This is a genomic window from Sphingobium sp. GW456-12-10-14-TSB1 (assembly GCF_059424385.1).
On record NZ_JBWKZI010000002.1, the window covers coordinates 918,209 to 941,925 of the forward strand.

General features: G+C 60.2%; 19 protein-coding genes. 4 read left to right on the forward strand and 15 right to left on the reverse strand.

Going from position 1 to position 23,717, the window contains the following annotated elements; genetic code table 11:
• Positions 1-156: 156 nt before the first annotated feature.
• A complete protein-coding gene (locus tag AC07X9_RS21415; RefSeq protein WP_017182431.1) occupies positions 157-990 on the reverse strand; it encodes a helix-turn-helix transcriptional regulator in 834 nt (277 codons plus the stop codon).
• Between the two features lie 112 nt (positions 991-1,102).
• Between AC07X9_RS21415 and AC07X9_RS21420 the strand changes: the two genes are divergently transcribed.
• Together AC07X9_RS21420 and AC07X9_RS21425 are read left to right on the forward strand one after the other, a co-directional pair.
• A complete protein-coding gene (locus tag AC07X9_RS21420; RefSeq protein ID WP_380789501.1) occupies positions 1,103-1,984 on the forward strand; it encodes a beta-keto acid cleavage family enzyme in 882 nt (293 codons plus the stop codon).
• 10 nt (positions 1,985-1,994) lie between these two features.
• Positions 1,995-2,933: an SDR family NAD(P)-dependent oxidoreductase gene (locus tag AC07X9_RS21425; protein ID WP_017182433.1), complete on the forward strand. Its 939-nt coding sequence runs from the start codon at positions 1,995-1,997 to the stop codon at positions 2,931-2,933.
• 66 nt (positions 2,934-2,999) lie between these two features.
• On the opposite strand, the gene AC07X9_RS21430 is transcribed toward AC07X9_RS21425, so the two are convergent.
• From AC07X9_RS21430 to AC07X9_RS21465, 8 genes are all read right to left on the reverse strand, one after another.
• Complete coding sequence (locus tag AC07X9_RS21430; RefSeq protein WP_017182434.1) at positions 3,000-4,418, reverse strand: porin; 1,419 nt, start codon at positions 4,416-4,418, stop codon at positions 3,000-3,002.
• Between the two features lie 106 nt (positions 4,419-4,524).
• Entirely contained in the window at positions 4,525-5,397 is an 873-nt protein-coding gene (locus AC07X9_RS21435) for an amidohydrolase family protein (protein ID WP_086486366.1), read from the reverse strand.
• On the reverse strand, positions 5,387-7,504 hold the full coding sequence (locus AC07X9_RS21440) for a PQQ-dependent dehydrogenase, methanol/ethanol family (protein WP_017182437.1): 2,118 nt from the start codon (positions 7,502-7,504) through the stop codon (positions 5,387-5,389). The genes AC07X9_RS21435 and AC07X9_RS21440 overlap by 11 nt, the downstream gene beginning before the upstream one ends.
• A gap of 37 nt (positions 7,505-7,541) precedes the next feature.
• The gene (locus AC07X9_RS21445) at positions 7,542-9,104 is read right to left on the reverse strand and encodes an AMP-binding protein (RefSeq protein ID WP_086486365.1); all 1,563 of its coding nucleotides are present in this window, start codon (positions 9,102-9,104) and stop codon (positions 7,542-7,544) included.
• Positions 9,105-9,108: 4 nt separating this feature from the next.
• Positions 9,109-9,858 (reverse strand): glutathione S-transferase family protein, encoded by a 750-nt coding sequence (locus AC07X9_RS21450; RefSeq protein ID WP_017182439.1) that lies wholly within the window; start codon positions 9,856-9,858, stop codon positions 9,109-9,111.
• Positions 9,855-10,622, reverse strand: a complete 768-nt coding sequence (locus tag AC07X9_RS21455; RefSeq protein ID WP_017182440.1) for a glutathione S-transferase family protein — start codon at positions 10,620-10,622, stop codon at positions 9,855-9,857. The genes AC07X9_RS21450 and AC07X9_RS21455 overlap by 4 nt, the downstream gene beginning before the upstream one ends.
• Before the next feature lie 62 nt (positions 10,623-10,684).
• A complete protein-coding gene (locus tag AC07X9_RS21460; RefSeq protein WP_241763617.1) occupies positions 10,685-13,189 on the reverse strand; it encodes a TonB-dependent receptor in 2,505 nt (834 codons plus the stop codon).
• 270 nt (positions 13,190-13,459) lie between these two features.
• Positions 13,460-13,918, reverse strand: coding sequence for a Saro_0803 family transcriptional regulator (locus AC07X9_RS21465; protein ID WP_229380626.1), 459 nt, complete (start codon positions 13,916-13,918; stop codon positions 13,460-13,462).
• 112 nt (positions 13,919-14,030) lie between these two features.
• On the opposite strand from AC07X9_RS21465, the gene AC07X9_RS21470 reads away from it, so the two are divergent.
• Positions 14,031-15,500, forward strand: coding sequence for a lignostilbene-alpha,beta-dioxygenase (locus AC07X9_RS21470; RefSeq protein WP_017182443.1), 1,470 nt, complete (start codon positions 14,031-14,033; stop codon positions 15,498-15,500).
• A 3-nt stretch (positions 15,501-15,503) separates the two neighbouring features.
• Here the strand turns inward: AC07X9_RS21470 and AC07X9_RS21475 are convergent, their stop codons facing one another.
• The 5 genes from AC07X9_RS21475 to AC07X9_RS21495 are packed head-to-tail and all read right to left on the reverse strand — an operon-like array spanning position 15,504 to position 21,813.
• Positions 15,504-17,108, reverse strand: coding sequence for an MFS transporter (locus tag AC07X9_RS21475; protein ID WP_017182444.1), 1,605 nt, complete (start codon positions 17,106-17,108; stop codon positions 15,504-15,506).
• Positions 17,105-18,160, reverse strand: a complete 1,056-nt coding sequence (locus AC07X9_RS21480) for an amidohydrolase family protein (protein WP_017182445.1) — start codon at positions 18,158-18,160, stop codon at positions 17,105-17,107. The genes AC07X9_RS21475 and AC07X9_RS21480 overlap by 4 nt, the downstream gene beginning before the upstream one ends.
• A gap of 3 nt (positions 18,161-18,163) precedes the next feature.
• Positions 18,164-19,591, reverse strand: coding sequence for an NAD-dependent succinate-semialdehyde dehydrogenase (locus AC07X9_RS21485; RefSeq protein ID WP_017182446.1), 1,428 nt, complete (start codon positions 19,589-19,591; stop codon positions 18,164-18,166).
• Between the two features lie 5 nt (positions 19,592-19,596).
• Positions 19,597-20,355 carry a nuclear transport factor 2 family protein gene (locus AC07X9_RS21490; RefSeq protein WP_086486364.1) on the reverse strand — a complete coding sequence of 253 codons (759 nt, stop codon included), beginning with the start codon at positions 20,353-20,355 and terminating at the stop codon, positions 19,597-19,599.
• Between the two features lie 42 nt (positions 20,356-20,397).
• Positions 20,398-21,813, reverse strand: coding sequence for an MFS transporter (locus AC07X9_RS21495; RefSeq protein WP_017183421.1), 1,416 nt, complete (start codon positions 21,811-21,813; stop codon positions 20,398-20,400).
• Between the two features lie 133 nt (positions 21,814-21,946).
• On the opposite strand from AC07X9_RS21495, the gene AC07X9_RS21500 reads away from it, so the two are divergent.
• Positions 21,947-22,849 carry an SDR family NAD(P)-dependent oxidoreductase gene (locus AC07X9_RS21500; RefSeq protein WP_017183420.1) on the forward strand — a complete coding sequence of 301 codons (903 nt, stop codon included), beginning with the start codon at positions 21,947-21,949 and terminating at the stop codon, positions 22,847-22,849.
• A 1-nt stretch (position 22,850) separates the two neighbouring features.
• On the opposite strand, the gene AC07X9_RS21505 is transcribed toward AC07X9_RS21500, so the two are convergent.
• Positions 22,851-23,426: a hypothetical protein gene (locus tag AC07X9_RS21505; RefSeq protein WP_017183419.1), complete on the reverse strand. Its 576-nt coding sequence runs from the start codon at positions 23,424-23,426 to the stop codon at positions 22,851-22,853.
• Positions 23,427-23,717 lie beyond the last annotated feature (291 nt).

The window sequence follows — 23,717 nt, forward strand, 5'->3', positions numbered from 1 at the left end:
CAGGCGCATTTCATCCTGAACGCCCGAAGCAAACGCCAGGCAAAGCCAGTCCAGACACCGCGCCAGTAAAAGCATGGTTTCCTCTCAATTATATTATGCCGGGCACTATAGCATAATTGCCCGGCTGGAGAAGAGGCTTGTTGGTGGCCGATCCAATCAGGCGCAGACCGCATCAGCTTCCGCCACCAGCTGCGCCAGACGCGTTGCGCTGACATCATCCAGTGGCGCGAACAGCAATAGCCTCTGCCCCGGCGCTTCCTCGATCGCGTAGCTGGTATGGCGGAACATGATTTCGCCGACCCCGGGCATATCGGCGATGTTCGTATCTTCGAAATGCGCCATGATTTCCGATTCCTGCCAATATTGACGGAAAAATTCGGACTGTTCCATCATGTCGGCAATGATGCCTTCAAAGACGTCGGGCTGGCTGGTGCGGCTATAATCCCATTTGAAGCGCGCGATCAGGCGGCGGCACATGTCGCGAAACTTGTCGGGATCGGCCCGATAGCGCGGATTGAGCATCAGGATGCGGAACAGGTTGCGCTGATCGCGCGGCATCTGGCTGTAATCGCGAAAGGCGCGGGAGACCAGTCGGTTCCAGCCAATGACCGTCCAATCCTCCACGATGACAAGCGCGGGAATGGACAGCGAGTCCATGAGATGTTGCGTGCCTGCATGGATCGTCTCGTCGCGGCGGGTTGCCAGTGGCGGCGGGCGGTGCTGAGCCAGGGCGAAGAGAAATTCGCGCTCATTGGGACTAAGGCGCAGAGTGCGGCTAAGTCGTTCCAGCATCGGCGCGGATAATTGCACCTCGCGACCCTGTTCGAACCATGTGTACCAAGTCACGCTCATCCCGGCGAGCGTCGCCACCTCCTCGCGCCGCAGGCCGCGCGTCCGGCGGCGTTCGCCCGCAGGCAGGCCAACGTCGGCCGGTGCCAGCTTGGCGCGGGCGGCTTTCAGGAAACGCGACAATTCTTCCCGCTGTGCCATGCCTTATCCAGTTACTCTCTATAATGGGACACTCAACGGCCTTCTTGCGTGCCGTTTCCTCTGCAAGACCCCTGTTCAAGGGTCGGCGACATGCCCGACACAAGACAGGAGAGTGCGGTTGGCTGGCAAGCTATTTCTGACCTGCGCGGTGACGGGAAGCTCACCCATGCCCGATCATCCCAATTTCCCGTTCCGGCCCGATCATGTCGCGGCCGAAGCGCTGGCCGCGGCGCAGGCTGGCGCGGCGATCATCCATTTGCATGTGCGAGACCGCGAAACCGGCGATCCATCACAGGCGCTGGACGATTATCGCGAGGTGGTAGGCCTCATTCGCGCGAAGAATGACGAAGTGATCCTGAACGTCACGACCGGCCCTGGCTGCACTTGGATGCAGAGCGATGATGATCCCGCGGTCTGTGGCCCCGGCACCCTGATGTTCACGGCGGAACGACGGTTGGAGCATATTCTGGACCTGAAACCCGACATGTGCACGCTCGACATTTGCACCATGCAGCTTTGGGGCGGCGTCGCGATCAACCTCGACCCGATGATCACGACCATGGGTCATATGATCCAGGATGCCGGCGTCTTGCCGGAGATTGAATGTTTCGAGGCTGGGGACTTCGTCTTTGCCGACGATCTGATGGCCAAGGGCGCGATTCCGAAAAACGCGCCCTTCACCTTCGTACTGGGGACCAAATATGGTCTGCCCGCCACGACCGAAGCGATGCTCTACGCCAGAAACCAGATACCGCGCGACACGCCGTTCACGGGCTTCGGGGTCAGCCGCCACAGCTTCCCGATGGCGGCCCAATCGGTGCTGCTGGGCGGCAATGTCAGGGTCGGTTTTGAAGACACCATCTATCTGCGGCGTGGACGTTTGGCGGCTGACAATGCCGATCTGGTGCGCTGGGGTGTGGAAATGGTCGAGCGCATGGGCGGCGATATCGCCAGCGCAGGAGAGACTCGCGCGATGCTTGGCCTGAAACAATAAGGAGAGGGAAATGATGCAGGCAATCACAGCACCGATGGCCGATCTGCGGGGGCGGACGGCCTTCATTACCGGCGGCGCGAACGGCATCGGCCTTGGCATAGCGCGGGCGCTGGTGCGCGCCGGGGCCAATGTGGTGATCGCCGATATTCGGCAGAGTGCCTTGGCGGCAGCCAAAGCCGATCTGGCGGCAGACCAGCAGGTCGAAACCGTGGAGTTGGACGTTACGGATCGGGCTGCTTTCGCGCGGGCGGCCGATGCTGCGGAGGCGCGATTCGGGAAAATCCATATACTGGTCGGCAATGCCGGAGTCGGCGTGATGGGGCCGGTACTGGAAGCACGCTTTGACGATTGGGATTGGGGCATGGGCGTCAATCTGGGCGGGGTAATCAACGGCCTCGTCACCATCCTTCCCCGGATCAAGGCGCATGGCGAGGGCGGTCAGATCGTCACGACATCGTCCCAGTCGGCCCTTCTTCCCATCAATTATTCGGCCATTTACACCGCTGCCAAGGCGGCTGTGCTGGGCATATCGGAAGCCATATGTGGGGAACTCGCGGCAGAGAATATAGGCGTATCGGCGTTCATGCCGGGGCCTGTGCAGAGCAATATCGCCCATAGCGGCGAATTGCGGCCCGCGGAATATCGTGAAGATAGCGGCTATCGTGAGCGCGAGGAAGAACTGGAAAAGCGCCCCGTCTCACCACTCTGGATGAGTGCGGACGAAGTGGGTGAGCGGGTGCTGGCGGGCATCCGCGCAAATGACCTCTATATACTGACCCACCCGGAATTTGCGCCGGGTATGCAATCGCGCTTCGATGCGATCATGGCATCGATGCCACAGGAAACCGTCAATCAGGCACGCGCCAGGGAAATTGGTTTCCTGTTGTCCAATCCTGCATTCGACGAACAACTCGCGCGGCGCACAGCGAAGGAAACTGTCGCCAATTGAACATCATGTGCCTCTGGCCGGGCGAGAAGGGGCTAGCCCGGTCAGCTTTTTGGATCAGCGGGCTGATCAGTAATTCCACTGAACCTGGGTGCGGATCAGATTGCCTTCGGCGCGGCCGGTGCGGCGTTCGTCCGCTTCAGCGCGCTTCATCCGGGCATAAGCCATCGTGATTTCCAGCGCCTTCCATGGTTGCCATTCCAGCCCCAGTTCAAATTCGTCGGTTTCCAGACGCGGAGCGTTGGTCCCGGCCTTCCAGCCGCCACGATAATGCTGCCAGCGGCCATAGGGCATCAACGATCCCAGACCTTCCGTGGGCAGACGCATCATCGCCTGAACATAGCCGCCTTGCAGGTTCTTCGTCTGGATCGACTGGGTGGCGACATCATATTGCGGCCCCTTGCCCCAATTCCATTCGGCCTGGATGCCAAAGGGCTTGGGATAGAGCATGGCGTGCAGGCCAACGCGGTTGTCCTTGTAGGTGACAGGACTGACGCCGCCGCTGCGCAGTTCGGGCTGGACGTCGTTCATCATGGCCGATCCACCAAATTCGACGACCTGGTCGCCAATCTCGAACGGCCATGTCGCCAGCGCTACCTTCATCAGGCCGCGATTCTGTTCCGTCTTGTTGATGCCTTGCCCGTTGAACACACCGATGCCGAAAGCGCCGTAATTACCGAACAATTTTTGCCCGTCATCGGCCAGATCATCCCAGATTTTCTGAACCGAAGGCGGGGTGTAATAGGCGATCACACCCAGATCCCGTTCACCCGGAACCGCGCTGTTGATCGCGTCGCTGCGGTCCAGTGTCAGCCGGTTGGACGATGACTGCATATTTTCCCAGCCATAGGGCACTTTCGACTGGCCAAAGCGCAGGCGGAATGTCTTGGCCTTGTCGAGGAAAATGTCGGCATAAGCGTCGCGCAACTGGGCAAAGCCCTCGCGCCGTTCGCCGCCCGCCTGATTATTGACGGCGGTAGCGAAGTCGGGTTGGAGATAGAGCGAGACGCGATCCGAAACGTCCCCTTGGATGACCAGACGGACACGACGCAGCGAGAAACCGCCCCGATCCGAAATCCCGCTATCATGCACGGAACGCAGCCGCGACTGGCCAGCAGGCGCACTGTCATCGCCGGACAGGAAGGCATTGTAGCGCATCTGGGTATAGCCGCGCAGGGTCAACCGGTCATACCAGGCCTTGGACTTGCCCGCTTTGGCAGCAGGGGTCGGTGCGGGGGCCGATGCCAGCACAATGGAAGCCGGGGCCGGTGTCGTGGTGGGCGCGGCAGACTGCGGCGGCACCTGCGCGACGACGGGCGCTGCTTGGTTCTTGTTCGCAGCAAGGGCCGTCATCAGCGATTGAACCTGGGCTTTGAGCTCGTCGATCTGCGCTTGCAACTGCTCTACCGTCTGGGCTTGTGCGGCCTGCGGCATCAACGCCAGCAGGCTGACCGCCAGGCCCATCTGGAAATGTTTCGATCCGATCATTCGCTCGCCCCTCGTCTGTCCGGGGGGCGTTTATGTCGATTGAATGACAGCTATATGACACTGATTGACTTAATTCTGTAACAATATAGCGATCGAGATCTACGCTTCAGCCAAGTCCCAACAGCTTGGCCGCATTGTCCTTCATGATCAGCGGCAGCACGTCTTCGCGAAACCCCGCCGCACGCGCGGCATCGATCCATTTCTCCGGACGGATAAGCGGCCAGTCCGACCCGAACAGCATCTTATGCTTTAGTTGCGTATTCGCGTATTGGATCACCTGCTTTGGGAAATATTTTGGCGACCATCCCGACAGGTCCATGAACACATTGTCCTTGTGCAATGCCATTGACAGGCTTTCGTCGGTCCATGGCCAGCTGGGATGGGCCAGTATGATCTTCATGTCGGGAAAATCGACCGCGACATCGTCGACCAGAATCGGCTGACCATATTTCAGGCGTACCCCGCCGCCGCCCTTCATTCCCGTGCCCATGCCAGAATGGCCGGTATGGAAGATGGCGGGCAATCCATGTTCCGCGATCACTTCATAGATGGGATAGGCCACCCGGTCCGCGGGGTGGCAATCCTGCATGATGCCATGAAATTTGAATCCCCTGACGCCATGATGTTCGACCAGATCGCGCGCCTCCCGCGCGCCGAATTTGCCCTTGCGCGGGTCGATCGATGCAAAGGGAATGACGATATCGTCATGTTCCGCGGCAATGTCGGCAATCTCATAATTGCTGATCCGCTTGGCGCCGATGCCACTCTCGCAATCGACCGTGAACAGGCAGAAGGCGATATTCTGCGCGCGATAATAAGCGATGGTTTCGGGAATGGTCGGACGCTTGCGGTCCGCCTTGAAATAGGTCGACGCCGCATCGAAAAATTTGGCCATCACCGGGTCCTCCGGATCATGGCAGGACACCTCGGCATGGACATGCACGTCGATGGCCAGGATTTTGGATGGATCAATCGGCATGGGCGGATTCCAATATCTTGTCTTCGTTGGCGCGGTGGATGACATAGGCGCGGATGTCTTCAATTTCGGCTGCTGACAGGATCGATGCAAAGCTGACCATGCCATTATCCTTGAGCGCGCCGTCATGCACGACTTGCCCCCATATGTCAGCGTCGTTCAGCATGCCGCTATGGCGCAGGTCAGGGACAATGCTGCCGCCAATCGCCGCGTCGCCATGGCAGACACTGCAATAGCGGCCAAATAGCGCGCCGCCTGCCGCGATCTTCGCAGCATTGGCTGTCGATGGCGGCGGATCAAGCGGCATTTTGGCCAGCGGCGGGGCAGCGGGCAGAGCCGCCTTGCCATCCAGTTTGAACACCAGGAGGCGCGAGATGTTGCGGCTCGGCCCGCTCTTGTCCGACAGAATGCCGGGCGCCAAAGCCCAGACACCGCCCCAGCCGGCCATCACTGCGACATATTGCTGCCCGTCCAGTTCATAGCTGATCGGAGCTGCTACGATGCCGGTTTGCGCCGGAAAGGACCAGAGCTTGCGTCCGTCTCTGGTGGCATAGGCGTTGAACTCTCCGGTAGCCGTGCCCTGAAACACCAAATCGCCGCTGGTTGCGAGCAGGCCGCCATTCCACGGCCCTTTATAGGACACGCGCCAGCGTTCCTTTTGCGCAACCGGATCCCAAGCGATCAGCGCGCCACTTGTCGCCTTCATCGCCGCCTCGCGTGTTGCCTTGTCGGCGGGCATGGCGGCGGCAGCGAAATCGATGCCGACATTGAACCCCAACTTGTTCGCCTTCCAGCCTTTTTCGGGAATATAGGGGAAAGCGGCCAAGTTGGCGGGGATGAACACCAGCGAGGATTTAGGATCGAACGCCATCGGGTGCCAGCTATGCGCGCCGGTTGGGCCGGGGGAGCCGATGAAGGGCTGCCCAGTCCTGTAATAGCGCGCTTGCGGATTTTCGATCGGCCGCCCGGTCGTCATGTCGATGCCACTGGCCCAGTTGACCGGCACAAAATTCTTCGCCGAGAGCAGCTTCCCGTTGGTACGGTCAAGCATGTAGAAAAATCCGTTCTTGGGCGCCTGCATCAACACTTTGCGCTTCGCACCACCGATGTCGAGATCGGCGAGCATGATATGCTGGGTGGCGGTAAAGTCCCAGCTATCGCCCGGCGTCGTCTGATAATGCCAGGCATATTGTCCTGTCCTGGCATGGACTGCGACGATGGACGAAAGATAGAGGTTGTCGCCCTTCCCATCCGACCGATAGGCCTGGTTCCAGGGCGATCCGTTTCCGACACCGATATAGAGAAGGTCCAGCTCCGGATCATAGGCCATTGCGTCCCATACCGTGCCGCCACCACCCTGCTTCCACCATTCGCCATGCCATGTGGCGGCTGCCTCCTTCAGATAGTCCGGTTCCTTTTCAGTGCCAGGCTGGGCCGGGACAGTGTAAAATCGCCAGCGCTCCTTGCCCGTGTCCGCATCATAGGCCGCGACATAGCCACGCGCCCCGAATTCCGCGCCGCCATTGCCGATGATGACCATGCCGTTCACGACACGCGGCGCGCCGGTGATGGTGTAATTCTTGCTCTGGTCCAGCGTGACGACGCTCCAGACCGCTTTGCCGGTTGCGCGGTCGATGGCAATCAGACGGCCATCGAGCGTCCCGACGAAAATCTTGTTGCCCCACGCCGCCACGCCGCGATTGACCGCGTCGCAACAGGCCTTCACCAATGTTTCGCGCGGCACAGCCGGATCGAACGACCAGAGCAGCTTGCCGGTGCGCGCGTCATAGGCCTTCACCATGCTCCAGGCGGTCGAGACATAGAGCACGCCGTCGATGAACAAAGGCGTCGCCTCCTGCCCGCGATTGGTATCGAGATCAGCGAACCAGTCCAGGCCCAGCCTGCCGATCGTATCCTGATTGATGGCAGTCAATGGGCTGAAACGCTGCTCGTCATAGGTGCGCCCGGTCGAGAGCCATTGCGCGGGCGCGGCGGCAATGATCCGTGCCGCGTCAACGCCACCGACGCCGGTCGTGCCATTGCCCTGGCTACAGGCGGCCAGCGCCAGACTGCCGATCGTCATTGCCCAGACTGCAACCCGCATGCTCATCCCGTCCTTCATTCTCGCGGATGTTTTCACCCGTCGTTCAGTTCACCATGCGCTCACCCGACCAATGGGCCGCGCGCAAAGCTTTCTTGTCCATTTTCCCCGCCGCCGTCCGTGGAATGGCGGCGACAAAGGCCACGCTTTTAGGTGCCTTTACGCCGCCCAACCGGGCCTTGGCGTGGGCAATGATGACAGCTTCCTCAATATCATCGGCAACAACAACGGCATGAACGGCTTCTCCCCATTTTGCGTCTGGGATGCCGATGACCGCGCATTCGCGCACTAAGGACAGTTCGGTGATCGCGGCCTCCACTTCCGCGGTGAAAACATTAAAGCCACCGGACACGATCATGTCTTTCTTGCGATCGACAATATAATAAAAGCCGTCGTCATCGCGGCGCGCAATGTCGCCCGTATGATGCCAGCCAAAGGTGCGGATGTCGGCAGTTTCCTGTGCCATCGCATAATATTCGCGCGACACAAGCGCGCCGCGCACCACCAGTTCGCCTGCCTCTCCATTGGGCAGCAAATGCCCGTCATCGTCCATGATGCCGACCATGACTGAACGGGTTGGCGAACCACAGCTGGAAAGTCGTTCCGGCCGATCCCCTGCGGCCGCCGCTGCCACGACTTCGGGTGAGAGCCAGGTGACGATCATCGGTGCTTCCACCTGACCATAGGCCTGACACAGGCATGGTCCGAAAATCTCGACCGCGCGGCGGAGTTTTTCCGGGGAAACGGGCGAGCCGACCAGCAGGAAAATCTTGAGCGACGAGGTGTCGGCGTCTGCCAGTTGGCGCGCGTCGAGCAGACCATAAAGCGCGGTTGGCGGCATATAGACATGGGTCACACGGTACGCAGCGATCGCGTTCAGCACGGCGGCGGGATCGAAAGCTGGAAGTATGATCTGCGTCGCGCCGAGCGACAGGGTCGCCAGCGCGACCGGGCCAGCAGCGTGCGAAATGGGAGCAACCACCAGCGACACAGGGGCGGGGGTGCGTCCATCGACCGCTTGGGCGACCGTTTCAATCATCGTGCCCCAGCCGCTGTTGGTGACGACCACGCCCTTGGACGGGCCAGTCGTGCCGCCGGTGGGGAAGAGACCGACGACATCGTCGGGACGCCCGAACGGATCGGACAGGTCGGGCAGGGCGTCACCATCGGCTTTGGCAATGAACTGGTCGAGCGATAGGTCGCCATCCTGCGCGCGATCCAGACAGATGAAATGCCGAAGTCCCGCCACGCGCGCCTTGAGCTGCCTCACGTCGGCGGACTGGTTGCTATGATAGAATAGCCAGCTACAGCCGACATAGTTGAGATAGGCGGCGTTTGCGTCGATCGCGTTGCGGGTGTTGACCGGCACCCACTGCCCATTGGCGCGCCAAATCGCCAGTAGGGCGACCATCATTGCAGCGCTGTTGGGACCGTAAAGTGCGATCGGTTCCTGATTGCGGAATCCCCCAGCGTAGAGGGCTACTGCGATCTGCCGGGTCAGCTTGCTGACCTGCGCGAAGCTGAGCGTTTCGCCGCTCGCCGCGTCGATCAGGCAGGCATGATCGGGGTCGATGTCATGGCCCCGGTCGAAATAGTCGATCGCACGCATTGTTTCAGCCCCAGCGGTTAATCTCCGGGCCAGGCGCCCAGATCGCTTCGGGATGCGCAACATTGGCAAGGCCGAGCGCACGCACTACCGCCGGGCGGGCACGCAATCGGATTTCCCAGGCATTAGTCAATGGTGACGCGGCAAAGGCTTCCGGAACGATGCTTCGCATGCCAGCCAACCAGGCATGGGTTTCCAGATCGGCGATGGAAAAATCACCCATCAGCCAGTCGCGACCATCGGCCAGTTGCGTTTCCAGTTTCTCGACCGCCTGGGCAATCTTTACGCGGCTGTCGGCCAGTCGGGCTTCGTCAGCGTGACCTTCCACCGCATCGCGCCAACGTTGCTCCAGATCCGCGCTGGCGATCCCGGCGGGAACAGCAGCAGGCGGGTGTGCGGCGACACCCAGGCAGGCTGCGGCAGGGGCAACGCGCTCGATGACATAGCGGCACCATGCCATCATTTGCCAGCGGGCATAGGGATCGGCCGGGCGCAGCGCAGGACCACTGCCAATCTCGTCGAGATAGCAAGCCAGGAACACGCTGTCGGTCATCGCGACGCCATCGACAATGAAGACTGGCCCTTCGCCTTCGATAGACTGGTCGACTTCGATCGGATGGGGCAGGGCGGGCGCGTGACGATCGCCCGCGACCAGGTCGAACTCCCGCAAGTCCAGCGCCACATCCTTCTCGAATGCGGCTGCCAGAACGGTGAAGGATGGGCCATTGGGCTGGCCGTGGTAGAGGATCCTCGTCATGCTGGTTCGCTTTCAAGCAGGGAGATACGGCGGGCGAGGTCTGTGCGCCCCAGCGCCCAGCATGCTCGCGTCGCGGGGCGCGCGTAGATGGCGCGCAGCCAACGCATGATATTGGGCGTCAAATCGTCATTGCATAATTGCGGCTGCGACAGCGGCATGGCGTAAGCGAGATTGAAGCCGTTAATGTCGGCCAGGCCATAGCTGTCGGAGGCCAGCCAATCGCGCTGGCCCAATGCCTCTTCCAAATAGGTGATGCCAAGAGCGACGCGACGCTGGGATTCGGCCATCTCCTCCGCCGAAAAGGCGCCGTTGATCGCCTTGCGCCAGGCAATGCGTCGTTCCGGCATCGGAATGCGATCAATCGCCGCTTCCAGTTCGGCGGGGTCCTTCTGCCGCACGGAAGGACCAACGAACACACTCCATCCGATCATCGAGAAGCTGGGGGCAAGCCATTGGTCGAGAAATTTCATCCACCAACGCGTGCGCCATTGATCCACCGGGTCGACCGGCATCAGGCGGGGACCATCAAACGCCTCATCGACATATTCCATGATCGCGGTGGATTCGGTCAGCACATGCTGCCCATGGGTCATCGCAGGAATGGTGCCGAGCGGGTTGACCGCCAGATAATCCGGCTTGTGCTGGTCGAAATTCAACAGGTCTAGATAATGGCTGTCGAACGCCACGCCTTTCTCAAACAGCGCCAGCATCGGCTTGCCCGAATTGGCGTTGGGTTCCCAATGGTAGAGGGTAACGTCGGTCATGCCGATAATGTCTCCATGGTCCAGAAGACCGGGCGGCGCGAGACCGCCCGGTCAGGCGGGGATCAGAATTTCTTTTTGACCGAAATCGCCCATTCGCGTGGGTTGCCAGGGCGCCCCTTGCGCACGCCCGCGCCTGCGCCGCGCAGGTCGAACACTGACAGGAAATAATATTTATCGAACAGGTTGGTGACTTCGAGCGATATGTCGAGGTCATTGTCGGCGTTTGCCCAGGTCAAGCGCGCATTGGCGAGCGTATAGGCTGGCACGAAATTGAGGTTGCGAGTGGTGCCGATTACCGAGGAACCGGCATATTTCTTGTCCTCATAAGTGACATCGAAACGGGGCGTCAGGCTGCCTGCGCTATCGAGGTCGATCTTATATTGCGCGCCCAGGCTGAACTTCCAGGGTGGCGATACTGGCGGATCGTCAGCCGAAACGCCGCCCGGATTGGTCGGATAGGCCGCCGCCGGGCTAAGGCTGCCCGCCTTATATTTAAAGTCGAGATAGCTGATCGATGCGTCGATCGCGAGGCCATCGACCGGATAGGCTGTCAGCTCCGCCTCGAACCCCTTGACCTGCGCGTCGCCGGCATTGAGGCGGGCAGCGCAAGGAGCGCCGGGGCAGGTCAGCACCGGGATTTGAATGTCCGTATAGTCGTTGATGAACGCGGCGGCATTGAAACGCAGACGACGGTTGAACATATCGCTCTTGAAGCCAATTTCATAAGCGATGAGCTTTTCTGGCTGGAAGGCGATAACCTGGTCGGTATTGAACGGACGCGGGTTGCTCCCGCCACCTTTGAAGCCGGTGGAAACCGACCCATAGACCATGACATGATCCGATAAGCGATAATCGGCCGCGATCCGATAGTCCCAACGCTTTGCGCTATAGTGGGCGGTCAATCCGGACAATGCCCTCACGATTTCGGTGACATTGCCGTTGCGATTATAATCCAGTGTGTCCGCGCCTGAATAACTCAGCCCATATACAGCGCCGACCGGGTCGAGAAAGGCATTGACGGTGCCGTCATAGTTCAGGCGGAAATAGGTCTGATCTTTTGACTCGCTGGTATATCTTACCCCGCCACTGATCGTCATCCGCTCCATCGGTTTCCACGACAAATGTGCAAACACGGCCTTGGCGTCGGCCTTGGTCGGATCGGGCTGGCGGAACTGGAGCGGATAGACCGGGACATAGCGAATGTCCTGAAGGGAATCATAGGTCGATTTCTGCTTGAAATAATAGCCGCCCACAGTTCCGTTCAACGTATCGCCCAATTCGGCATTCAGCCGGACTTCCTGACTGAAACTCCAGTTTTCCAGATAATTGCGGCCAAAGCCGATATTGGCAGGGGAGATGTCATCATCGGAATCGAATTGCGTATCAAACGCCCGATAGCCGGTGATGGAGGTCACCGCGAAAGCGTCACTCAGCTTGTAATTGATCTGGCCCGACACACCCCAACCTTGGTAAAGGCTGCGGTCTGTCCCTTGCGTTGCGGCCAGCGGCGTGCCAGCCGCACCGAAAGGATCGACCGGGATCGGCGGCGTCCAAACGCCTGCGGGCTGACCAGTGCCAATATAGTTGCAATAGCGACCGCATATGAACCGATTGTCATAGGGGATGCCTGGCGCCGGATTGGTGTTGGGTGAATTGACCGTGCTGGTTTCCAGCAGCACTTCGCCAGCAATCGTATGTTCGTCGCGGGTATAGTCACCGATGATCGTGACATCGAACCTGTCGCTCGGTTCCCAGAACAGGATGCCACGGATCGCCTGATAGCCAACGCCGCCCAGCTTGCTGATAACGCAGTCGCCCGCAGGTTGGGTCGATGCGATACCGCTGCCCGGATTGGCGCAACCATAGTCGATACGATCGACAAACCCCTCCTGCTGCCGTGCCACACCGGAAATGCGGGCCGACAGGGTGCTGGTAATACCAAAGTCCGCCGCTGCGCGGATGCCGATGCGGTTACGGATACCGTAATTGACCTCGACAAAGCCTCCACCGTTTCCCGACGGGCGTTTTGAGTAGAGCTTGATTGCGCCACCTTCGGCATTGCGCCCGGCAAGGGTACCCTGCGGCCCGCGCAATATCTCAACCCGATCGAGATCGAGTAGCTCGAACACTGCGCCCGTCAGTTGAGGATAATAGACATCATCAATATAGATGCCGACGCCTGGTTCATAGGCAGGGTTAAAGTCATTCTGCCCCACACCGCGGATCGATGCGGAAATGGACGGACCAAAAGACGCGCCTTGGGGCTTGAGCGAAACGTTCGGCGACGCATCCGCGACCTGGGCCAGATTAACCTGACTCTTCGCCTCCAATTCTGCCGCGCTGACGGCGGTGATGGAAATCGGCGTATCCTGAAGCCGCTGTTCGCGGAACTGGGCGGTAACGACGATGTCGGCAACCATGGCGGACGACAGTGCATCCTGTTCAGCGGCCTGCGGCGCCGATGGCGGAGGAGCCGAAGACTGCGCGGATGCCGGCGTCGTGATTGCAAGGATTGATGCCGATGCCAACAAGGCATGCGTCATCGTGGTACGAAGCACGTACTGCATGGGGAACCCCCTCTCCAAAACTGGCTTGAGATCCGTCCTGCCCGGACGTGACCCGCCTGTGACGCTGCTGTGCGTCGATTGTTAGTAAGACATACAAATTTCGACGTTGCAAGAGCCTCTTTGGCCTTGCAACGACTATTGACCCAATATTTCCCAATATTGGGAGATCGCAAATAATGCTGGTATCTATGTTGGTGTTATTAGCAGTAACAGGCTGGAGTTGGGCCTGTTAGCAACTCTTTGATAAACCTTGCCTCTGGTTTTGACCCGTCAGACATAGACGCGGCGAAGCAATTCCACGAGCATCGCGGTTTCCGCTGGACTGAACCGGGCTTTTAGCCAGTTTTCATGTTCGGCAATGCAATTGCGGGCCGCCGCCAGCGACTCGCGCCCAGCATCAGTGAGGCTGAGTGTCTGGCGACGGCGATCCTGCTTGGATTCTCCGCGTTTTAGGAAGCCGCGATCCTGCATCCGGTTGACGATCGCCATCACGCTGGCCCGGTCCATTTTCAGCCGCCGACCAATATCTGCTTGCGCTATGGCGGGTTGATCCTGGATCAGCCAGAGCACCGCGACCTGTTTCTGTGTCAGCCCCAGATCGCTGAATGTTTCGGTAAAATGCTGATAGACCGCCGCGCTCGCCAACCGGATATGGAATCCAACCAGACCGTCGATGCCGCTGAGGCGGGGGTCAGGGAACAGCGCGAGCGGATCAAGATCCTTATTCATGGTATTCATAGTAACAGTGTGCAGACTAAAGGCTTTTACGTCAATCCTGGAACTTGAATATATGTGTGTGTCACATACAATAAGGTGAAGAATCATAAGCGGAGGATCAGTTGTGGCGCATTTCCCCGAAACGCCTTCCTTCACCGGCTTCAATACGCCATCGCGGATCGAGGCAGACATTGCGGACCTGGACATGATCGGGACGGTGCCGCCCGAACTGGACGGAGCCTTTTATCGGGTCCAGCCCGACCCGCAATTTCCGCCTCGGCTGGGCGATGATATTGCTTTCAACGGCGATGGCATGATCACCATGTTCCGGTTCAAGGATGGCCGGGTCGATTTCCGCCAGCGCTGGGCCAAAACCGACAAATGGCGACTGGAGCATGAAGCGGGGAGGGCGTTGTTCGGCGCCTATCGCAACCCGCTGACCGATGATGAGTCCGTCAGCGGAAAAATACGCGGCACGGCCAACACCACCGCCTTCATCCATGGCGGCACACTCTATGCGCTGAAGGAGGACAGCCCCGCACTGGCGATGAACCCCGCGACGCTGGAGACGGACGGCTATACCCGCTTTGGCGGCGCGATGACCGGCCAGACCTTTACCGCCCACCCCAAGATTGACCCGGCAACCGGCGACATGATCGCGTTTGGCTATGCCGCTAAGGGGGTGCTGACTCGCGATATGACCTATTATGTCGTTTCGCCGGACGGGACGCTGAAACAGGAGCTTTGGTTCGAGCTTCCCTATTATGCGATGATGCATGACTTCGCGATTACGCCAAATTATGCCCTGTTCCATGTCGTTCCCAGCACGTCCAGTTGGGAAAGGCTGGAACAGGGCCTGCCCCATTTCGGGTTTGATACGACGCTGCCGGTCTATCTTGGCGTATTACCTCGCCGCGCCGATGCAACCGCCGCCGACATACGCTGGTTCAAGCGCGACAACTGCTTCGCCAGCCATGTCATGAACGCATTTCAGGAGGGGACGAAAATCCATTTCGACACGCCAGAGGCGAAGAACAATATGTTTCCCTTCTTCCCCGACATTCACGGTGCACCGTTCAATCCGCAGGAGGCCGCAAGTTTCCTGACTCGCTGGACCGTGGACATGGCATCCAATGGTGATGCCTTTGCCGGAACGCAGCGACTGACGGGCATGATCGGTGAATTTCCGCGTATTGACGACCGCTTCACCGGGCTGCCCTATCGCTATGGCTGGATGCTGGTGATTGATCCCACCCAGCCGGTCGAATTGAAAGGCGGCAGCGCCGGGGGCATGATCATGAACACGCTGGGCATGGTCGATCACAAGACGGGCAAGGAACAAAAATGGTGGTGCGGACCCGTGTCGTCGCTCCAGGAGCCATGCTTCATCCCGCGATCGGTCGACGCACCGGAGGGGGACGGTTGGATCGTCATGGTGTGCAATCGTCTGGCCGAACATCGCTCCGACCTGTTGCTGTTCGATGCGACCGACATCGCCAAGGGACCGATAGCGCAGATCCGCGTACCCATCCGCCTGCGATTTGGACTGCACGGCAACTGGGCAAATGCCGATCAGATCGGACTGGCGGCTTAGGGACTATACCGGCTCCCCCGCCGCACGGGCGCGGGGGAGCAGGCTGGCATGGTCGCGCTCGACCCGGAACAGGATGATCAGCAGCAGGATGACGATCAGCGGTGCGACCCAGTTGATCGCCAGGATCGCGCCGCCCAGATCGCCGCCCCGCGCGTCGCTGATCATGCCCACGACATAGGGGCCAGTCCCCAGGCCAAAGATGGTCGAGACCACGACATAAAGGCTGACCGTCAGCCCCCGCATACGGGGCAATACTTGCTCGAACATCAACGCATAGATTGGCGGCATCCACATCGTCAGGATGAGGCTGTAGAGGGTGAAGCGCAGGTAGAAATCGCCTGCATCGGGCGCGCGATAGACCCACAGCGCAACGAACGGCGATACCCCCATGGCAAATAATGCGACCCAAACGCGGCGTGAAAGACGATGTGCGCCGATGCGATCGGACAGGGGGCCGGCGATTAGCGGGCCGACGACCCCTAAACCTGCCGAAAGCAGGCCAAATTGCATGCCCGTCATTGCAGGCGAAAGGTCATAGGTCTTCATCAGGAACGATGGGGTAAAGCCCATCACGCCATAGTTGATCACACATTGCAGCGCGCCCGCGGCGATGCATAGCAGCAGCGAGGGCTTTCCAGTAATGACGGTGAAAGCAACGGGATCGCGCCGTTTGAGATTTTGCAGCAGATTGGCAATGACGAAGGCGCCAAAGCCAATAACGCTCCATTGCACGACATGCGGGCTGATCGAAAAGCCGCCGAGCAGCAAGGGCGGACGGGGCGATACCAATTCCGCAGCGTGCATAGCGCCAAGTGAAGCGAGGATGATCATGGCGAGCAGCCCGATATTGAGCGCCCATTCCCGGCAACTGGCGCGCGCGCGCCGGAGGCTGAGCCAATGAACGCCAGGCGTTACAGCCGCCAACACCGCCCAGCTGGCGAGGAAGGGGTGGAGATCGGGTGGGCTCGCGATGCCGTCAATGGCACCGCGCCGTGGTTCCTTCAGCCTGGCCATCAGAATGGCGATGATGAAGCCGGGCGCAGCGGCGATGGCGAAGGCAAATTGCCAGCCAGCGAGCCCCAGCGGGGCGCCGCCACCGACATAGCGCGCGTCCCACCATTGCGCGGCAACTCCGCCGATGATCAGCGACCCGCCAAGGCCGAGGGCTATGGCAGCGGCGATGACCGCCATGACCAGACCGCGCCGCTGCTGGGGAAAATAATCATAGGCCAGGCTCGTGCCAGCCGGTTGGGTGGCCGCTTCGCCTACGCCGACGCACAGGCGGGACAGCATCAGGGTGAAGAAGCCCCCTGCAAAAGCCGCCCCGGCGGTCGCGATCGACCAGAAACTGATGCTTGTCGCCAGTAGCCGCGTACGGATCCAGCCATCGGCCAGTCGACCCAAAGGCAAGGAGAAGAGCGCATAGAAGAGCGCGAACACTGTGCCGTAGAGCAGTCCCATCTCCGCGTCGCCAATGCCCAGATCCGCCTTGATGGAGGGGGCCAGTATAGCAAGGATGTTGCGGTCGAGCAGGCTGACCATGTTGGTCGCTGCCACCAGTGCCAGCGCATAATAGGCCGTGCTGCGAGGCGGGACGCCCAAACTCACAGGCCGAACAGACGCTGGGCGTTCGTCTGCATCAGCTTGCGCTTGGCCGTGTCGGATATGTCCAGCAGATCATGGACGCGCACCTCATCCGGCACATATTGGTAGGGATAGTCCATCGCGTACAGGACCCGATCTTCTCCCAGCACCTTTTGGGCGAACTGGATGGCTGGTTCCCACGCCATGCCACTGGTCGTGACGCTTACATTACTGCGCATATAATCGTGGATGGTCTTCTTGAGCGGCATCATCCGTTCGTACCGCTGCGAACGCACGCCCGCCTGATGCATATAATCCAGCCGATACAGCCAATAGGGTAGCGCCTCCCCCATATGACCGACGATGATCTGAAGATCAGGATAGCGGTCAAAAATGCCGATGGTGATAAGGCGCAGCAGGTGCATACCCGTTTCCACCCCAAAGCCGAAGATCGCGCCGTCCAGCCCGGCATCCAACATCGGCCCGATCATCGCGTCGGGCGGGGTGGAAGGGTGGATATAGAGCGGCTGGCCGGTTTCCGTGAGTGCGCGGAAGATCGGATCGAATTTGGGATCGTCCAGATATTCACCCTGCGTATGGCTGTTGACCATAACGCCCTTGAAGCCAAGGTCGCGGGCACCGCGCCGGATTTCGGCAGCCGACCAATCCGGGTCTTGCGGCGCGATGGATGTCATGCCGACAAAGCGTGTCGGCTGCGCGGCACAGCGGTCAGCCAGATGATCATTAGCGCGGCTGACCATCGCCTTGGCCTCGCTCATGTCCAGCAACGGTTGCACGCCGGGCGATGTGAGCGACAGGATGGCGACGTCGATGCCGGTCGCATCCATATCGGCCAGCCGCCGATCGCCCAAATCCAGCAGGCGGTCGATAATCTCGGTAGCGCGCGGGGAAGGCGACTGCCCGTAAAAGCCCCAGAGCGACGTCATGCCCCGGTCCGCACTGCCATCGCGCACCATGCGCAGATAGGCGTCGATCTGCTCTCGTGTCGCGAAAGCCTCCTCGGTCGCGATGCGCAGATAGCCGCGATCGCCGCCGGTTTTTAAGTCGTGCGTCATGGATTATCCTTCATGGATGGCTTTGGTAACCAGACAGGCTTCAATGCCCTCCGGCCCGTCCTCCGCGCCATGACCAGACCATTTGACTCCGCCAAATGGCGCGTCAGACCCGCCGATCATCGCGGTATTGATCCCCACCATCCCCGCTTCGATCGCGCGCGCGACCCGACGTTGGCGGGCGGCGTCGCTGGTCCAGGCGTAGGCGGCAAGGCCGTAGGGCAGGCGGTTCGCTTCAGCAATCATCGCAACTTCGTCTGGGAAGCTATTGATAAGAGACACTGGCCCGAACGGCTCCTCGTTCAGGATCGCCGCAGTCAGCGGCGTGCCCGACAGGACAGTTGGCGCGTAGAAATAGCCCGCATTGCCGATCCGCGCGCCGCCGGTTTCAAGGCACGCGCCCTTCTCCACCGCGTCACCGATCAGCCGGTCCATTGCGTCAAGCCGCCGGGCGTTGGCCATAGGCCCCATGATGCTGCCATCGGCCAGACCATCACCAACGACGATTTTCTCCGCCCGCTCGACAAAGCCTGTGAGGAAGCGATCGTAAACCCCTGATTCCACGATGAAACGGGTCGGTGACACACAGACCTGCCCGGCATTGCGATATTTGCCTGCAACCACCGTATCAAGCGCGCGGTCAAGATCGGCATCGTTGAAGATCAATACCGGGCCATGGCCGCCCAGTTCCATCGTCGTGCGCTTGCAATCGTCCGCCGCCAGCTTGGCCAGATGCTTACCTACGCTGGTCGATCCGGTGAAGCTCATCTTGCGAATGATCGGCGATGATAGCAAGTGGCGCGACACTTCGTCCGGCACGCCAAACACGGCCTGTGCGACATCGCCAGGAAGGCCAGCGTCAAGCAAACATTGCAATATGCCCAGCGCGGACGCCGGCGTTTCCTCCGCTGCCTTCAATATCACTGAGCATCCCGCCGCGATGGGCGCGCCCAGCTTGCGTCCGGGATTGCCGATCGGGAAATTCCACGGGGCAAAAGCGGCGACCGGGCCGACCGGCTCCTTCGTCACGGTCGATCGCTGACCTGCCGGACGCACCAGTGCGCGACCGTAAAGGCGAAAAGTTTCACCGGCATAGAAATTGAACAGGCCGACGTTCATCATCACTTCGATGCGCGCTTCCGCCAGCGTCTTACCTTGTTCCAGTGTTGCGATCCGAGCGAGCTGTTCCTGCCGCTCGACCATCAGCCTTGCCGCACCCTGCAACACCGCTGAGCGCTCCTGTGGCGTGGAGTCACGCCAGCGCAGGAAGCCGCGTTGAGCCGCTGCCAAGGCGGCGTCCAGATCTTCCGCGTTGGCCAGCGGCAAATCGGCCAGCACATCGCCTGTGGCGGGATTGACGACGCTGTGCGTTCGCCGACCCCCGCCAATGACGCGCTGGCCATCGATCATCAAATATAGCTCTGGATAGGTCATGGAGATTAGACGTTCACAGCGCTACGGGCGGTGCGTTCGCGGTCGATATCGCCTTGCCAGCGTTCCGCCACAATCTCCCGCCCGGTCACGGGATGCTTCATGTGGAAAGGGACGACCTTGTGCGTCGGCCACAGCCAGGCATCCTCGATCAGCGCATCGGGACCGGTCGGGTCGGCAGGATAGACTTCTTTGGGGAAAGGGACATATTCCGGCTTTGTATTGGCCCAGCCGGTTTCAAAATCGGCGTGCCATTGGGGCAGATAATTCAGGACCGCGATCCGCCAGATGCCATCCACCTTGTGATACGTATTTTCATATATGCCGCCTTCCCACCATTGGCGCGGCGCCAACATCGGATTATTTGGGTCACAATGATCCTTGTGCCGCCCGGCCTGCATCATCGACCGGGCACGGGCATGGGCGGTGACGCCATCCTCGGCTATGTCGACAATATCCTGCAATTGCGGATGATCGAGCAGGAAGCCGTCGATCGGTCCGTTCGTGCCATGCGTAAAACGCTTCTGGAACCGCTCTACATAAAGGCGGCGTATCCCTTCCTTGCCGCGCCAGATGCCCCCGAAGAAGCGCACTTCTCCGTCGTCGGTGAACAGGTCGACCGTCTCGTTATACAGACATTTATCGATCAGATAGCCGTACAGATATTGGAGCTTGCGCACGTCCAGTTCATCTTCCCGCCGTTGCAGGCGGCTGGAGAGGCTGGCGACACTTTGTTCGAGTTTTGCGATACGATCCACGTCAGACATTCCACTCTCCATTTTGTATGTGATGCTTACAGAAACCAGGCTTCAGATTGCCTGCGCGGCGATCCTTTCTACCTCTTCGCGATAGGGCCGGATGGCGCGCACCATGCAGAGCGTAGCGATCGGCAAAAGCACGCTGGCGGTCATCACCAGCGCCTTCCACAATTGGGTCGGATCACCGACCAGATTGTCCTGTACCAACCCCACCAGGAAGCTGCCCATCGCGCCAAAAAAGGTAAACATGAACAAATAGATGGCCGTCACCTGACCCCGCATGGCGTTAGGCGCAACGCGCTGGATCGCGGCGTTTTGAGGTACGGCCCCCGCCATACCGAAAACCGCGCCAAGACTCGAAACAGCCAGCGAGGCATAGCCATTGGGCATCAGTGGCGCGAGAATGGCGCAGACGGTCACACACCCGAAGAAGATGGCGGCGGCCCGCACATTGGCGTCGGCATGACGCTTCGCCAGCCATTCGACGAATATCCCGCCCAGCAGCAATCCCAGCAGCGAGGCGACCAAGGTCATCGATCCCATGACCGCACCGATCTGCGCTTCATTCCAGCCATAGGTGCGGATCATGAACGGCACCCGCCAGAATTGCAGCCCGAATACCTCGATCGCGCTGAGTGCAAGACCCGCGAACAGCGGATAATAAACTCGGCGCTTGGCATGGATCGCCTTGGCTGCATCCAGCCCGGTAAATGTCAGGATACGGCGGCCAAGCGGTGCGTGGGCCGGCGGCATGATGCTGCCGAGGGGTGCTGCCTGACGTGACGGTTCCTTGATCGTGAGGAAGAGCAGCGCGACCAGCAACGCGGGCAGGCCGAGCCAGATCATCAACCATTGCCAGCCCAATATGGTAAAGCCGCCATGGACCGTCGGCGCCCATCCCGCCGCCACGCCAATCAGCATTCCGCCGATGATTGGTCCCAGCGTCGTACCGCCGATAAAGCCGAATTGTAGTAACGCGAATGCGCGGGTCAGGATGCGCGGGGGGAATGCGTCGGCCAGTAGCGAATAGGATGCGGGCGCGTGCGCCGATCCGCCGGCCGCCAGGAACACGCGCGTGCCGACAAATTGGGTGAAGCTCTGCGCTACACCGCCCAGCGCGGTAATGACGCCGATGGCCGCGACCCCGCCCGCCAGCACGAATTTGCGCGGAAAGATGTCAGCGAGGCGAGCAAGCGGGATGCCAACGAATAGATAACAGACAATGCTCGCCGGTCCCGCCAAAAAGCCGAGCTGCGAATCGGAAAGGCCGAAATCCGCCTTTATCCGTTCGGCCAGCATGGCGAACACGACCTGTTCGAAAAATGTCACGAACGTCGCCAGGATGATGACGAACAAGGCCCAATAGGCCGCCGTCATGGAATAGGCAGATGCGACGCCCTGCGTGACCGGGCGCGCATGGTCTTCGCATCGATTCTCGGTCGCGATCGGCGCAGGTGCCAGGGCCACAAGCCTTCTCCTCTTTCCGCCTGCCCCTGTACCGGGCTGATTTTTTCGGCTTGGAGAATTTGTAAGTGAAGTATACGAATATGGCGAGAGTAAAAATTCACGACCGTTAGAAATATGGGTGATGGAGAGAGCGATGCTGAACTTTGAAGGGCGAACCGCCTTTGTAACCGGGGGGGGCAACGGCATCGGGCTGGGACTGGCCCGCGCATTGTTGGCGCGTGGCGCCAAGGTCGCGATCGCCGATATTCGCGAGGATGCCATCCATACCGCGCTCAAGACGCTGGATAATCAGCACGTAATCGGCATTCCGCTCGACGTCGCATCGCGCAGCGGTTTTGCCGACGCGGCGGATGAGGCGGAGCGGGCGCTGGGTCCGATCAGCCTGTTGTTCAACAATGCCGGGATCAACCTGTTCCAGACGATCGACGAATCCAGTTTTGATGATTGGGACTGGGTGATGGGCGTCAATCTCCACGGCGTCATCAACGGTGTGATGACCTTCGTCCCGCGGATGAAAGCGGCGGGGCTGGGCGGTTATGTCGTCAACACAGCCTCTATGGCGAGTTTCCTGTGCGGCGGTGCTCCGGGCATCTATAACACGACGAAATTCGCGGTGCGGGGGATGAGCGAATCGCTCCGCTACAGCCTCGCCCCGCACGATATTGGCGTGTCCTTGCTTTGCCCTGGCCTGGTCAAAAGCCACATCTATGCCAGCGACGAAGTTCGTCCAGCGACATTGAGCGAAAACGCCAAGCCCGTCGACGGCAATGCCGTAGCCCGTTTGGCCCAGATCCACGAATTCGGCATGGAGCCGGACGTGATCGCCGCGCGCACATTGGAGGCGATGCAGGAGAACCGCTTTCACATCTTCCCGCATCCGGAATTTCAGGATGAATTGCGGGTGGTGTTCGACGAAATTCTGGCCGATTTCCGTCCCTATCCGGCAGATGCCGGCCACGACCAGCGCGTCGGGTTCGAACAGATGCGGCGGGAAAGCTATGCCAAGGCCAGAAAGGCCGCGCGCGAACGGGCTTAGGCTAAACGGCAAACAGATCGCCCTGTCGCGGGCGCGCGGGCGGTTTCGCGGTCTGGCGAGGGGTACCGACCAGCACCCGCGCTCGCCCCGTCAGCGTGTAGACGGCCTGCCGCTGCGCCCCGCGATTGAGATGGTCGACGCGATAGCCCTGATAGTGGCGCTTGAGCAATCCGGCCTTGACCAGTTCAGACGCCGCGCGGCTCAGGTTCGTCTTGCCTGACGCGCGGACGCGCGTGCGCACTTCATCCTGCACCAGCGCTTCATCAACCGCCATGTCCCCGGTCAATCGATCGTCCTTGCGCAACTCCTCTCGCACGCGTTCGACCAGCGCCATGCGCCGGGGATCGCGATGCCCCATCGGGGTCAGCGCGTCGCACAACCAGTCGCGCAGCGGCACAAGCGCTTGGCCCGTCCGCACCATCGGGCCAGCGCTGCCGTCAGGCCTGGCGACGTCCGCGATCAGGGTCAGCAGCATGAAGGCATAGCGGGGACGGGAGCAGCAATGTGACAATTGGTCGAGCAGCAGGGACAAATCACTGCCGACGGGAATGCGGGATGGGACGGGCGCATGAAACATAAGGTGAATCAAGCATAGTCCGATTGGCTTGTGAATCCCTTATTTCCAACGAGTCGCACTTTGTCGCTCGTGACACTTTGCCACCCGGTAAAGTGTCACGGCTGAGCCTTTACCGGCGAATGGCGAGACGCGGTCTGGCGGCGGAGACATGAAAACAGCATGCTATGGGCGGTGTTCGGATATGGATGGGCGAAACGACCAGGCGGCGCTGACCGACCAGTGGGGAGCGATAATCAGCTATTCCGACACTAAGCCGAACATAGGCGCAGATGATATGTGATTTAACATAAT